A 14901-nucleotide genomic window follows, 5' to 3' on the forward strand; every position below is an offset into this window, starting at 1 on the left:
CTAGAATAAATAGAATTATGGAATGGGAGAATAAAGAAGATGAAAGAGCGCTTACCCATTGGATTTGTAGTAAAGCAGATCAATAATATCTATGAAAAGGAGTTCAATAACCAGCTTCGGGGGCTTGGAATTACAGCTTCTCAGGCGGCAGTTCTGGATTACCTTTTTAACAGCAGTAAAGAAGCTGTGAATCAGAAAGATATTGAAAAAGCACTGAGTCTTAAAAATCCGACGGTAACGGGGATTTTAAAAAGACTGGACGAAAAAGGATTTGTCCTGTCAGTGCCAAGTACAAAAGATAAAAGATGTAAAAATATTTATCCTACAGAGAAGGCGTATGATATCCAGCGGAAGATGGAAAACTACCGCAGGAAGATCGATAAAAAGCTGACGGTAGGAATGACGAAAAAAGAAGTAGATGCATTGGAAAAGATGCTGGCAAGGGTATTATATAATGTCAGTGATCCATAAAAAGAGAACAAGAACAGGAGATTGAGAAGATGAGTTATGCAGATAAAGTATTCATTGATATGTGCCGGGATATCATTGATAACGGAACAGATACGAGAGGGGAAAAAGTAAGACCGGTGTGGGAAGATGGAACTCCGGCTTATACGATCAAAAAGTTTGGGGTTGTGAACCGGTATGATCTTTCAAAAGAATTCCCTGCACTGACGCTTAGAAGAACAGCAATTAAGAGTTGTACTGATGAGCTTTTGTGGATCTGGCAGCAGAAATCTAATAACATCAATGATCTGCACAGTCATATCTGGGATAGTTGGGCAGATGAAGATGGTTCGATCGGTAAAGCCTATGGTTATCAGCTGGGAATTAAACATCAGTACAAAGAAGGAATGTTTGACCAGGTAGACCGTGTAATCTATGACCTGAAGAATAATCCATACAGCAGACGTATCATGACAAATATTTATGTACATGAAGACCTGCATGAGATGAACCTGTATCCATGTGCATATAGTATGACCTTCAATGTGACAAAGAAACCAGGACATGAGAAGCTTACATTGAACGGAATACTGAATCAGAGATCCAATGATGTTCTTGCGGCAAATAACTGGAATGTATGCCAGTATGCAGTGCTGATCCATATGCTGGCGCAGGTATGTGATATGGAGGTTGGAGAGTTCGTACATGTGATCGCCGATGCACATATCTATGACAGACATGTGCCGATGATTGAAGAACTGATCAGCAGGGAACCGCTGCCGGCACCAAAGTTCTGGCTGAACCCGGAGATTAAAGATTTCTATCAGTTTACGAGAGATGACGTAAAACTGATTGATTACCAGACACATGAGCAGATCAAAAATATTCCGGTAGCAGTATAAGAAGAAAATAGCGGAATATTTAAATGATATTTTTCGGAAATGTTTCAGAAAACGAGTAAAGTACATGAAAAAATAAAAGGAGATGCAGGGAATGAATTTAATCGTTGCAGTAGATTCTAATTGGGCAATTGGAAAAGAAAATAAATTATTAGTAAGTATCCCGCAGGATATGAAATTCTTCAGAGAGACAACAAAAGGAAGAGTCGTGGCTATGGGGCGTAAGACGCTGGAGAGCTTCCCTGGAGGGCAGCCTTTGAAAAACAGAGTAAATATTGTGCTGACTTCGGATAAGAATTATAAGGTGAAAGATGCCGTTGTTGTACACACGGTAGAAGATATGGTAAAAGAATTAGAAAAGTATGATTCGGAGGATATCTTTGTGATCGGCGGAGAAAGCATTTACCGTCAGCTGCTTCCTTATTGTACCAAAGCCTATATTACAAAGATTGATCATGCATATGATGCAGATACATATTTCCCGAATCTTGATGAAGATCCGGACTGGCAGATGACAAAGATCAGCGATGAACAGACCTACTTTGATCTGGAATATGTATTCACAATCTATGAGAGGAGAAAATAATCATACATGAAGATATTAAGTATCACAGCGCAAAAACCATCCAGTACCGGAAGCGGGGTTTATCTGACGGAAGTGGTGAAAGCACTGAAAGAGCAGGGGCATGTGCAGGCTGTGATGGCGGGAGTCACACGAGAGGATAATGTAGAACTGCCGGAAGGCGTTACATTATATCCGGTGTATTTTGAATCGGAAGAGCTTCCTTATCCGGTGGTTGGAATGTCGGATGAGATGCCGTATAAAAGTACACGGTATATGGATATGACGGAAGAGATGACAAAGCAGTTTAAAACAGCATTTTTAAAAGTACTGGATCAGGCAGTAGAAAAGGAAGATCCGGATCTTATTCTGTGCCATCATCTGTATTATCTGACGGCACTTGTAAGAGAGCGTTACCCGGAGAAAAAAGTATATGGCTTCTGTCATAATACGGATTTAAGACAGATGGAAAACACAGCGTTTCAAAGGGAGTTTATCAGAAGTCAGATACCGGCACTGGATCGCATCTTTGCACTTCAGAAGATGCAAAAAGATGTAATCCAGAAGACATACCAGATGTCAGATGAACATATCCAGATCATTGGAACCGGATATAACAGTCACATATTCTATCGCGAAGGGGAAAAAGCAAGCCGGTGCGATCAGATCAAGAGAATGATCTTTGCGGGAAAGATCACACAGAAAAAAGGGGTCAAAAGTTTTCTGCGGGCATTAAATCTTCTGGACTATGATAAGGAGCATCTGAAGATTACGCTGGCAGGCGGAGCAGGCAATGAAAAGGAATACCGTGAGATTGTAGAACTGGCGGAACAGTGCAGGTATAAAGTGGAATTTGCCGGATGTGTTTCCCAGATACGGCTGGCACAGCTTTATAATGAAAGTGACATCTTTGTGCTTCCATCAATGTTCGAGGGACTGCCGCTTACTGTAATCGAAAGCCTTGCATGTGCGGACCGTGTAGTTATGACAGAACTGCCGGGCGTAAAAGAGTGGCTTGATGAGACAGTTCCGGGAGCGGACATCAGATATGTGAAGCTTCCGCGTATGAGAGGTGCTGACGAGCCCGTAGAGGAAGATCTGCCGGCATTTGAAGAAAGACTTGCAAAGGCTCTTTGTGAAGCGTTAGAAGAGAAGATACAGAGTATAAGCGATGTGAACAATATATCCTGGGAAAGGATAGCGGAAGAAGTCATCCGGTAAGAGATTATAATATCGGAAAAAATTCAGGTGATGGTCGTATGGATCGTTCATCATGGAGAGTAAGAAGTATATTGTAATTTTAATAATATATAGAAGAGTACATAAGAAAAGGAACATCCGTCATGTGATGTTCCTTTTTGGTATCTTATTTAGATTGTGTTTTATTTAGATTGTACCTTATCTAGATTGTATCGTTTCTTCTTACATATCCTGGACGATCTTCGGTAGCTGTAAGCTCTTTGACATGTGTGATCTTCGCATGCTTGTCAATTACCTGATTTTCAAGGTGTACATTTTCACCAATGTAAGCATCGGAAAGAACCACACAGTTCTTGATGACAGCCCCTTTCTTAATGATACATCCACGACCAACAACAGAGTGTTCCAGAGAACCTTCGATCAGACATCCGTTTGATACAACAGAGTTCTTGGCAGTACCTGTCTCGAAATATTGTGTAGGGCAGGAATCGTTAGTTCTTGTGTAGATCGGCCAGTCAGGGTCGAACAGATTCTGAGCAGTTTTGATATCTGTCAGAGACAGGTTTGAATCATAATAGCTTTTGAAATCTGAAATAGCTGCAAAGTAACCTCTATGAGAGACGCCACGGATATCAAGCTCGCCACATGAAGCATTTACAATATCCAGTAATGTATATACAGAAGAAGTCTTTCTTGCTTTGTGGATCAGTTCGATGAACAGATCTTTCTTCATAACATATGTATCCATGAAGATATTCTTATTTTTTGCATTTCCAAGATTTTGTTCCAGAGAAAGGACACCTTTCTGTTTGTTCAGGTTCAGTGCATAGCAGTTCAGGAAATACTCTTTTGCTGTATCAACAGAATGATATAACAAAGTGATATCAGCACCAGACTCGATGTGGTCGTTTAACAGTTTTCTGTAGTTCTGTGTATAGACCATATAACTAGGTGCGATTACTACATATTCAGCCAGCTCCTGCTCGATGGACTCGAGGTTTTCGATATAAGAAGCAATATCATTATTGTACAGACTCATATTCATACCAAGTCCGGAGTAGAGAATCTGAAGATTGCCACTCTTTGAATTGATATTGAAATGACGTCCTGTTCCAAGATGAGCAGTCAGAGACTGAGGTTTTCTGCGGATATAAACCTGGATATGATCGATTCCGCTGTTGCTCATATTTGAAATAGGGAAATCAATAACACGGTAACGTCCAAGGAAGGAGAATGCACCTACCGGACGATATTCCTGCATGCCTTCTACTGCGATATGATTTCCGGCAAAGTTTACGATTCCAAATGCTTTAGCCATTTTATTCTACCCCCTTTACACGTTTGGAAACGAGTTCGATATGCTCGCTCTTTGCGTCGCCGACAACAGCTCCTGCACCGATTTTTACATTATCTGCAACCAGCGCACGTGTAACGACAGCATTTTCTTCTACAACAACACCTGGCATCAGGACACTGTCGATGATCTTAGCACCTTTTCTGACTTTTGCACCGGTAAAGAGAACGGAGTTTGTGATCTCACCCTCGATCACACATCCCTGATTGACAAATGCGTGGTTGATCTCAGCATCTGGTCCGATATACTGAGGAAGAGTAGCAGTATCTTCTGTGTAAATCTTCCATGTAGGATCATTGAGGTCAAGTTCGTTGTTCTTGCTTAACAGATCCATATTAGCTTCCCACAGGGAATCAATTGTTCCAACGTCTTTCCAGTATCCTTTGAACTTGTAAGCGAATAATTTCTTATCGTCATTCAGAAGGGCAGGAATAATATCCTTTCCAAAATCATGGTTAGAATCAGGATCCTTCATATCAGCTACTAATTTCTTGCGAAGCAGCTTCCAGTTAAAGATATAGATACCCATAGAAGCAAGATTGCTCTTTGGATGTTCTGGTTTTTCTTCAAATTCTACGATACGGCCTTCTTCGTTTGTATTCATGATACCGAAACGGCTTGCTTCTTTCATAGGTACTTCAATAACGGCGATTGTAGCATCTGCTCCGTTGTCTTTATGTGCCTGAAGCATTTCGTCATAGTTCATTTTATAGATATGATCTCCGGAAAGTACGAGAAGATACTCCGGTGAGTATGTATCGATGAAGTCGATATTCTGTGAAATTGCATCTGCAGTTCCTCTGTATACATCGAGGTTAGCGTCAGCCTTTTCACGTGGTGGAAGTACAAATACTCCACTGTCCTTTGCGTCCAGACCCCAACGTCTGCCGGCAGCAACATAGCTGTTCAGCAGGATGGATTCGTACTGGGTTAATACTCCTACAACATTCACACCGCTGTTTGCACAGTTGCTGAGTGGAAAATCGATAATGCGGTATTTTCCACCATAAGAAACAGCTGGTTTTGCAACTTTATTTGTCAGTTCGTGAAGACGTGAGCCTCTACCACCGGCTAATATCATCGCTAACATATTATTTTGTTTCATGACATATCCTCCTTATTGCTTATGAATATATTGTATAATTTTTTGCCAAAAATTACCACATATTTGTTAAAAAAATTAAAAAAAATACTAAAATTTTGCATCATAAGTGAATCAATAAAAGGGAGAATATGGAAAATTCTGACAAAATATGTTTTAGAATGTCTGATAAAAAATAATAATTTTGAAAATAGTTGACAATAGGTAAGAATGTCACATATAATATTTTATAAATATTCAGTAAAAGCTGTGACAGGGAGGAGTACATAAGTGCCCGAAGCAAAGAGAGAAGATGGACGGTGCGAATCTTCATGAAGGATTTATGGAAGTAGCCCCCGAGCTGTGAACCGAAAAGGCAGAAAGCATGAACGTTAATAAGTATAAATAGTCGGATCATAAAAGAAAGCCTGAGTAGACTTCAACGCATTCCCAGCGTTATCGGGGAGGCAGTATTAGGAGCATTTTTATAATGAAAAAGGATTCCAGTACTGGATGGAGAGCAGAAAATTATTTTCTGAATTTAGGTGGTAACACGGATGCAAAATTCGCCCTAGGCTGTTAAGCTTAGGGTTTTTCTTTTACTGTGAAGGTGTTCTTAAGAATCTGTCCGTAGCAGGTTCTTACAGGAAGAAGGCAGATCCGCCAGTCTTAAGGAGGTAGGAATATGAAGAAGATCAGTGGAAATAAATTATTGGTAAAGGCACTGAGAGAAGAAGAAGTGGATACAATCTTTGGTTATCCGGGAGCATGTACGATTGATATCAGTGACGAACTTTATAAACAGGACTATACAAAGGTAATTCTTCCAAGACAGGAAGTAGCACTGGTGCACGAAGCAGATGCATATGCACGTTCAACCGGAAAAGTCGGAGTATGTCTGGTTACAAGTGGACCGGGAGCAACAAATCTGGTGACAGGACTTGCAACTGCATATTATGATAGTGTGCCTTTGGTATGCTTTACTGGACAGGTGTCAAGACATTTAATAGGTAATGATGCATTCCAGGAAGTTGATATCGTGGGAATTACAAGAAGCATTACAAAGTATGGAGTAACCGTCAGAAACAGAGAAGATCTGGGACGCATTTTAAAAGAAGCATTCTATATTGCAAGAAGCGGAAGACCAGGACCGGTACTGATCGACCTTCCTAAAGATGTCATGGGAGAACTTGGAAGTGCAGAATATCCGGAGACTGTAAATATCCGCGGATATAAGCCGAATACACATGTGCACGTAGGACAGTTAAAGCGTGCGATCAAGATGCTTTCCAAGGCGAAAAAACCATTATTCCTTGCCGGAGGCGGAATCAATATCGCACATGCGAATGAAGAGTTTACAAAATTAGTAGATATGACGAATGTTCCGGTTGTAACGACCGTTATGGGACGCGGAGCGATTCCGACCACTCATCCGTTATATATCGGTAATCTTGGAATGCATGGTGCGTATGCCTGTAACATGGCGGTAAATGAATGTGATCTGTTATTCTCCATCGGAACCAGATTCAACGACAGAATTACTGGAAAATTACATTCATTTGCACCAAATGCACAGATTGTACATATTGATATTGATACAGCGGCAATCTCCAAAAATGTACAGGTAGATGTACCGATTGTAGCAGATGCAAAAGAAGCAATTACAAAAATGCTGGAGTATGTGGATAAATGTGAGACAAAGAGCTGGCTTAAGACTATTAACGGATGGAAAGAAGAGCATCCTCTTATGATGAAGAAAAAGCCGATCATGACACCGCAGGATGTCATCGAAACAATCAACCGTATCTTTGATGAGGCGATTATTGTAACGGACGTAGGACAGCATCAGATGTTCACGGCACAGTTTATTGAGATCACAGAAAAGAAGAAGCTTCTGATGTCCGGTGGACTTGGAACGATGGGATATGGACTTCCGGGAGCAATCGGAGCGAAAATCGGTAATCCGGACACACCGGTTATCTCAATATCCGGTGACGGCGGATTCCAGATGAACAGCCAGGAGATCGCGACAGCGGTACTAGAGGAGCTTCCGATCATCAGCTGTATTTTCAATAATAATAATCTCGGAATGGTACGTCAGTGGCAGAAATTATTCTATGGAAAGCGTTATTCCATGACATGCCTGCGCTCGGGAGCAGCGTGCAGAGGAAAATGCGGTGAAGTAGAATGTCCGACATATACACCGGACTTTATGAAACTTGCTGACAGCTATGGAGCAAAAGGTATTCATATTACCAAGACAGAAGAGATCGAACCGGCTTTCAGAGAAGCAATGAAGAGTAAAAAGACACCGTATATTCTGGAGTTTGATATTGATCCGGAGGATCTGGTATATCCGATGGTAAAACCTGGCGGAACACTGGAAGAGCTGATCATGGATTGTTAGATAAGAGAGCAAAGAAGGAGAAAACTATGAATAATAATGGTATGAAAAAACGTTGGATTTCATTATATGTAGAGAACCAGGTGGGAGTTCTTTCAAAGATTTCCGGTCTGTTCTCTGGTAAATCTTATAACCTGGACAGTCTGACTGTAGGAACAACGGAAGATCCGACAGTGTCCAGAATGACGATCGCGACAGTCAGCGATGATGAGACATTCGAGCAGATTAAAAAGCAGCTGAACCGTCTTGTGGAAGTAATTAAAGTCATTGATTTTACAGATGTGTTTGTGCGTATGAAGGAAATCCTGTATGTAAAAGTACGAAAATGCAGCAAGGACGATAAAGTAGAATGCTTCCAGATCGCAGAGACGTTCAAAGCCAAAGTGATTGATTACGGAAAAGACAGTGTCCTGATGGAATTTGTACAGACTGCAACCAAAAATGACGCGGTTATAAAGCTTATGAAAGAAGAATTTGAAAGTATCGAAGTTGTGCGCGGCGGAAGTGTCGGCATTGAATCTATCAGCATGATGGAAAGATAAGGCTGCCTCTGTATTAGATTCATATATAAAAATATAGAATAATATGCAAAAAATAAATGCATAATAAAAAACAGAGTGCACTCTTGAATTTTAAAAACAGTAGTATTATAATAAGACAAGATGATAAATCAAACAGTTGTTAAAAGGACGGAGGAGTCACAATGGAGAAGAAAAATATTGACTGGTCAAACATTGGATTTGGCTATATGAAGACAGACAAAAGATATGTGTCCAATTTTAAGAATGGAGCATGGGATGAAGGTACACTTACCTCCGATGACAAGATCACAATTAGCGAATGTGCAGGCGTACTTCAGTATGCACAGACATGTTTTGAGGGAATGAAAGCGTATACCACAGAAGATGGTCATATCGTAACATTCCGCCCGGACCTGAATGCAGCAAGAATGGCAGACTCAGCAGCAAGACTTGAGATGCCTGTATTCCCGGAAGATAGATTTGTAGATGCGATCAAACAGGTAGTAAAAGCAAATGCAGCTTACGTACCACCATACGGATCAGGAGCTACATTATACGTAAGACCATATATGTTCGGTTCAAGTGCGGTTATCGGTGTAAAACCAGCAGAGGAGTATCAGTTCCGTGTATTTGCTACACCAGTTGGACCATACTTCAAAGGCGGCGCTAAGCCAATTACAATTAAGGTATCAGATTTTGACCGTGCAGCACCGCATGGAACAGGTCATGTAAAAGCAGGGCTGAACTATGCAATGAGTCTTCACGCAATCGTAACAGCTCATCAGGAAGGATACGATGAGAATATGTATCTTGATGCAGCAACAAGAACAAAAGTAGAAGAGACAGGTGGAGCTAACTTTATCTTCGTAACAAAAGATAACAAAGTCGTAACACCAAAATCATCTACAATCCTTCCATCTATCACAAGACGTTCTCTGATGTACGTTGCAGAGCATTATCTTGGACTGGAAGTAGAAGAAAGAGAAGTATACTTAGATGAACTTGGCAATTTCGCAGAATGTGGTCTTTGCGGTACAGCAGCAGTTATCTCTCCGGTAGGAAAGATCGTTGATCATGGTAAAGAAATCTGCTTCCCAAGCGGAATGGAAGAGATGGGACCTGTTACAAAGAAACTGTATGAGACATTAACAGGAATCCAGATGGGACACATTGAAGCACCAGAAGGATGGATCTGCAAGATCTGCTAATCGCTGGTCATGAAATATGTAGAAATGTGCGTTTGTGCAGGATTTTCCATAAAAGATAAAAAAGAAATATTGATAATAAGGCAGGGATTGAGAAGTCAGTTCCCTGTCTTTTTCTATACCTAGAGTGTGTCTGAAAAATCACTCCTGGAAAATATAGACGAAATTTATAGTCAATAAAAGTGGGTATAAAAAATATTTTCCTAAAATAATGAAAAAAAGGAGAAAGGCAATAGCAGGAAGAAAAAAATTGGTGTAAAGTATAGAAAGAAAAAGAAAGGATTTGAGGTATGAAAGATTTGTTATTTCCAACATTGAGAAATTATAAAAAAGAATATCTGCCAAAAGACATATTTTCAGGAATCATCATGGCGGCTGTGTCGATCCCGATCTCGATGGGATATGCGCAGATCGCGGGACTCCCTGCAGTGTATGGACTCTACGGATCGGTATTTCCGATACTGTTCTTTGCGCTGCTCTCGACTTCGAGACAGTTCATCTTCGGTGTCGATGCAGCGCCGGCTGCCATCGTCGGAGCAGCGCTGGTGTCTCTTGGGATTGAAAGTGGAAGTAAAGAAGCGATACAGTATGTTCCGGTTATTGCACTGATGACAGGAATATGGCTTCTGTTGTTTTATTTCCTTAAGGCCGGAAGGATTGTAGATTTTATCTCGACGCCGGTTATGGGAGGATTCATCAGTGGAATTGCGCTTACGATCATACTGATGCAGATTCCGAAGATACTTGGAGGGAAGGCTGGTTCCGGGGAACTGCCGGAACTTACCAGACATATTATAGAGACTTGTAAGGATATCAACTGGCTGTCGGTTACACTTGGTGTCGGAGCACTGGTATTACTCCGTGTGGCCGGAAAACTGATTCCAAAGTTCCCGATGGCCATCGTGATTATGGCAGCGGGTGTTGCGGCAACGATGATCTTTCATGTGGATCAACATGGCGTTGTACTGCTTGATGCGGTAGAAAAAGGACTTCCGAAGCTGACACATTTTCAATTCGGAGAAATAGATCTGAAACAGGCGGCAGGACGAAGCCTGATGATTGCAGCAGTGATCATGTCAGAGACATTATTGTCAGAGAACAATTTCGCACTGAAGAATGGCTATAAAATAGATGAAAATAAAGAAATTCTTGCATGTGCAATGGGAAATATTGCGGCTGCATGTGTAGGATGCTGTCCGGTAAATGGCAGTATTTCCAGAACATCCATGAATGAACAATACGAAGGGAAGACGCAGGCAGTGTCGGTTGTGGCAGCAGTTACGATGGCGCTGGTATTAATTGGTGCCACTGGATTCATTGGATACCTTCCGGTGCCGGTCCTTACAGCAATTGTCCTTTCGGCTTTGATGAATGTAGTAGAATTACATCTGGCAGTCCGTCTGTTCAAAGTGAGCAGGAATGAATTCTATATCTTTGTGGCGGCCTGCGTGAGTGTATTGTTCCTTGGTACCATCTATGGTGTAGTGATCGGACTTTTGCTGTCATTTGTGGCAGTGGTGCTGCGGGCAACCAATCCACCGAGGTCTTTCCGTGGTATGATCCCGGGAAAAGAAGCTTATTATGATCTGAAGAGAAACCGTAATGCATATCCGATCCGTCACACGGTGATATACCGGTTTAGCGAGAACCTTTTCTTTGCAAATGTAAAAATCTTCCAGTCAGATATTGAAAACAGTATCAAGGACGATACAGAGGTTGTAATTGTGGATGCAGCAGCAATCAACAGCATTGATATTACAGCAGCAGACCGTCTGGAGATGATGGCGAAGAATTTTGACAAGCAGGGAATCAAATTCTATATAACGGAGCATTCAGAAAATGTAAATGAGCAGATGAGAAATCTGGGAATCGGCCATCTGATTGAAGAAGGAAAGGTAAGAAGAACTATTCTTGCAGCACTGCAGGATGCGGGAATCCAGTCATCGGAATCTGTAGGGGAAAAGGATACGGATCATGCAATCCGGACATCTTGCCAACTTGAAATACCGGCAGCAGTTCACGCAGTACACGCGGCAATGATTCCGGCGGAAGAAGAGAATACACTGGAAGAATTTGCCTGGGCGTTTGGGGACGATGCGGTCGAAGAGATGGAAAAGAAAGTACATCAGGTGATGGAACAGATTCACAAGCTTCCGGATCTGGAAAGACTTGCAGATGTTGGGTTTGAAGAAAAACTTAAAAACTGGCATTCACTCGGAGTACTTGATGAAGATGAGATCCTCAGACGAATGGAGATGCATCTGGATGAACTTCCGGAAAATCTGCGTGGTGACAGAAAAGTAATCCTGCAGCTGATTGAAAAGAGAAGACGCAGAATCGAACAACAGTTATTACTGCATCATCCGGAAATCGTAGAACACTTAAAGAAGAACCGCGAGAAACTGGAAAGAAGACTGGAAAAACAGAATCCAGAGGCAGCGAGGAAACTGCATGAGTGGGAAGCACAGATCAGGGAGAAGCAGGAGTAATAGAGATATGACTGGAAAAACAGTAAATATATTGAACAAAAATGTAATCACTGATTGAAATACATATTGACAGGAATAATTTAAAGTGGTACAGTATTAATGTTGAAAAAGATAATAAAAAGATAGTAAAAAGTATGAAAGAAAAGCGAAGAGGCTTACACAAAGTGAGTCACTTCGCTTTTTTTCATACGAAAGTATACAGGAGAAGCTGCCGGCGGTAAGTCCTCTGTATGCGGTGTTGCGAAAGAAGGGATGGGATGATATGTCACATTTGGTAATTACGATTGGATGTGAATATGGAGCAAAAGGTAATCAGATCGGAAAGCAAATAGCAGAAGATCTGGGATTTAAATTTTATGACAGAAATACAGTAGATGCGATTATCCATGAGGTTGGAATCCCCCAGGAGATTATGGAGAAAGTAGAAGAAGGCGTAACAATTGTCGGAAAAGGAGCCGAGGGAGAAGAAAGGGGAGAATTTTCACAGTATGCAGATCTTACAAAGCGTGCGATCCATGTACAGAAAACGATCATCCGCAAGTTATCGGACAGAGAATCCTGTGTGATCATTGGACGTTCGGCCGATTATATTTTGAAAAAGCATAAGCCGATTTTAAGAGTGTTTATCTATTCTCCGGACGAAGTGAGAGTAAAAAATGTAATGGAAAGTCATAAAGTTTCAGAAAAAGAAGCAAAGGAGATCATTCTTGAAACAGATAAAAGATATCACAAGCGTCATATGGCATTGACCGGAAGCAACCGTGGAGACAGACATAACAGAGATATCCTGATTGACAGTAGTCTGCTGGGAGTGGATGGAACGGCAAGATTGATTGAAACACTTGCAAAAGAAGTAGAAAAGAATCAAAAGTAACAGATAACAAAAAAACAGCTGGAAAATAGAAAAGGAAAATATAATAACAAAGATAATAAAACCGGAAGAAACGAAAATAAAGACAGATAAGCTGTGGTGTATCTGAAAAAGAAAAGTAGTTAAGGAGATGGTTGTATGAATAAGAAAAAATCAGATTTTGATAAGGTATTCAGTGCATGGGATATCCTTGTAATTGCATTTGGTGCCATGATCGGATGGGGCTGGGTAGTCTCAACCGGAGGATGGATTGAAAAAGGCGGAGTTGTCGGAGCCGCACTTGGATTTGTAATTGGTGGTGTAATGATCTTTTTTGTAGGGCTGACTTATGCGGAGCTTACAGCAGCTATGCCACAGTGTGGTGGAGAACATGTCTTCAGCCACAGGGCAATGGGACCGGTTGGTTCGTTCGTATGTACCTGGGCGATTATTCTTGGATATGTCGGTGTTACCTGTTTTGAAGCGTGTGCATTTCCGACAATCATTACATATCTGTGTCCGGGATTCTTAAAAGGCTATCTGTATACAGTGGCTGGATTTGATATCTATGCATCATGGCTGGTTGTTGCGATTGTAGTAGCATTTCTTATTATGATCATTAATATCATGGGAGCAAAGACAGCAGCGATACTGCAGACAATCTTAACGGTAATCATCGGAGGAGCAGGAATTCTTCTGATTATTGCTTCTGTGTTCAATGGAACGGTAGATAACCTGAATGGACAGATATTTGCAGGAACTACAGGTGTGACAAATATAAAAGCTGTTCTTGGTGTAGCAGTACTTTCTCCATTCTACTTTATTGGATTTGACGTTATACCGCAGGCATCCGAGGAGATTAATGTTCCGCCAAAGAAGATTGGAAAGATGCTGATCCTGTCGGTTGTTCTGGCAGTTATATTTTATTCGTTTGTTATCCTGGCGGTAGGTATGGTTTTGGATGCAGGAGCAATTACAGCATCCCAGAAAGGAACAGGACTCGTAACAGCAGATGCAATGGCAGTTGCGTTCCGTACTTCAGTGATGGCGAAGGTTATTATTGTCGGAGGTATGTGTGGAATCGTTACTTCCTGGAACTCATTTATGATCGGTGGATCCCGTGCGATGTACTCTATGGCAGAATCTTATATGATTCCAAGAACGTTTTCGAAATTACATCCAAAACATAAAACACCGATCAATGCACTGATTCTGATCGGAGTGCTGACAATGCTGGCACCATTTGCCGGAAGAGTTATGATGGTATGGATCTGTGACGCAGGAAACTTTGGATGCTGTATGGCGTATTGTATGGTGTCTTTGTCATTCCTGATCCTTCGTAAAAAAGAACCAGATATGCCAAGACCATATAAAGTAAAACACTATAAATTTGTCGGAACAATGGCAGTTCTGATGTCGGGATTCATGGTGTGCATGTATTGTATCCCGGGATCCGGCGGTAACCTGATCCTTCCTGAGTGGGGAATGGTTGTGGCATGGAGCCTGCTTGGTGTAGTATTCTATGCGGTTTGCAAGAGTAAATATAAAGAAGACTTTGGAAGCCTTGTAGAACTGATCTCCGATGAAGATTCTGCGACATTGATGCCGGAGGCAGATGAGGAGGAACTGGATGAGGTGATAGATCATGCGATAGATGTGGTGTTGGGTGTTTAATACACTAGTTCATGGTGGCCTCCCGGTCCATGAGAAAGCGCTGGTATCCTATTTGCTGCTAGATGTCACGATGCAGAAGTTCTAAGGCAGTCCGACTTTCCTAAGGACGAAAGGGACTCCGCTCCAAACTCGCCGTTCGGCTCAAACAGTGTCGCTCCGTCCCTTTAACGGAAAGTCAAACTGCCTAAGAACTTCTACACATCGCGCCAAAAAAC

At 41.5% G+C, this 14901-nt stretch carries 12 protein-coding genes and 1 other annotated feature; of the genes, 10 read left to right on the top strand and 2 right to left on the bottom strand.

Features of this window, described 5'->3' with window-relative positions; translation table 11 throughout:
- Positions 1 to 39 precede the first annotated feature (39 nt).
- The 4 genes from ACWJAF_RS09690 to ACWJAF_RS09705 all read left to right on the top strand — a co-directional run bounded on the left by ACWJAF_RS09690 (position 40) and on the right by ACWJAF_RS09705 (position 3129).
- On the top strand, positions 40 to 471 hold the full coding sequence (locus ACWJAF_RS09690) for a MarR family winged helix-turn-helix transcriptional regulator (protein ID WP_296032068.1): 432 nt from the start codon (positions 40 to 42) through the stop codon (positions 469 to 471).
- Between the two features lie 29 nt (positions 472 to 500).
- Positions 501 to 1349, top strand: a complete 849-nt coding sequence (gene thyA / locus ACWJAF_RS09695) for a thymidylate synthase (RefSeq protein WP_296032067.1) — start codon at positions 501 to 503, stop codon at positions 1347 to 1349.
- Positions 1350 to 1440: 91 nt separating this feature from the next.
- On the top strand, positions 1441 to 1932 hold the full coding sequence (locus ACWJAF_RS09700) for a dihydrofolate reductase (protein WP_296032065.1): 492 nt from the start codon (positions 1441 to 1443) through the stop codon (positions 1930 to 1932).
- A gap of 6 nt (positions 1933 to 1938) precedes the next feature.
- Positions 1939 to 3129, top strand: coding sequence for a glycosyltransferase family 4 protein (locus ACWJAF_RS09705; RefSeq protein ID WP_448863550.1), 1191 nt, complete (start codon positions 1939 to 1941; stop codon positions 3127 to 3129).
- Between the two features lie 181 nt (positions 3130 to 3310).
- Here the strand turns inward: ACWJAF_RS09705 and glgD are convergent, their stop codons facing one another.
- Positions 3311 to 4426 carry a glucose-1-phosphate adenylyltransferase subunit GlgD gene (glgD, locus tag ACWJAF_RS09710; RefSeq protein ID WP_296092965.1) on the bottom strand — a complete coding sequence of 372 codons (1116 nt, stop codon included), beginning with the start codon at positions 4424 to 4426 and terminating at the stop codon, positions 3311 to 3313.
- 1 nt (position 4427) lies between these two features.
- Positions 4428 to 5567: a glucose-1-phosphate adenylyltransferase gene (locus tag ACWJAF_RS09715; RefSeq protein ID WP_296092963.1), complete on the bottom strand. Its 1140-nt coding sequence runs from the start codon at positions 5565 to 5567 to the stop codon at positions 4428 to 4430.
- Between the two features lie 237 nt (positions 5568 to 5804).
- Positions 5805 to 6120, top strand: a binding site (T-box leader).
- Positions 6121 to 6228: 108 nt separating this feature from the next.
- Here ACWJAF_RS09715 and ilvB point away from each other — a divergent pair.
- The 6 genes from ilvB to ACWJAF_RS09745 all read left to right on the top strand — a co-directional run bounded on the left by ilvB (position 6229) and on the right by ACWJAF_RS09745 (position 14686).
- Positions 6229 to 7950 carry a biosynthetic-type acetolactate synthase large subunit gene (ilvB, locus tag ACWJAF_RS09720; protein ID WP_296032058.1) on the top strand — a complete coding sequence of 574 codons (1722 nt, stop codon included), beginning with the start codon at positions 6229 to 6231 and terminating at the stop codon, positions 7948 to 7950.
- A gap of 26 nt (positions 7951 to 7976) precedes the next feature.
- The gene (gene ilvN, locus ACWJAF_RS09725; RefSeq protein WP_296032056.1) at positions 7977 to 8489 is read left to right on the top strand and encodes an acetolactate synthase small subunit; all 513 of its coding nucleotides are present in this window, start codon (positions 7977 to 7979) and stop codon (positions 8487 to 8489) included.
- A 161-nt stretch (positions 8490 to 8650) separates the two neighbouring features.
- Positions 8651 to 9676 carry a branched-chain amino acid aminotransferase gene (locus tag ACWJAF_RS09730; RefSeq protein WP_448863553.1) on the top strand — a complete coding sequence of 342 codons (1026 nt, stop codon included), beginning with the start codon at positions 8651 to 8653 and terminating at the stop codon, positions 9674 to 9676.
- A gap of 287 nt (positions 9677 to 9963) precedes the next feature.
- A complete protein-coding gene (locus ACWJAF_RS09735) occupies positions 9964 to 12162 on the top strand; it encodes a SulP family inorganic anion transporter (protein WP_448863555.1) in 2199 nt (732 codons plus the stop codon).
- A gap of 235 nt (positions 12163 to 12397) precedes the next feature.
- The gene (locus ACWJAF_RS09740) at positions 12398 to 13036 is read left to right on the top strand and encodes a cytidylate kinase-like family protein (RefSeq protein ID WP_448863557.1); all 639 of its coding nucleotides are present in this window, start codon (positions 12398 to 12400) and stop codon (positions 13034 to 13036) included.
- Between the two features lie 135 nt (positions 13037 to 13171).
- Positions 13172 to 14686: an APC family permease gene (locus tag ACWJAF_RS09745; protein WP_448863559.1), complete on the top strand. Its 1515-nt coding sequence runs from the start codon at positions 13172 to 13174 to the stop codon at positions 14684 to 14686.
- Positions 14687 to 14901: the final 215 nt, after the last annotated feature.

The organism is Dorea sp., assembly GCF_977044405.1.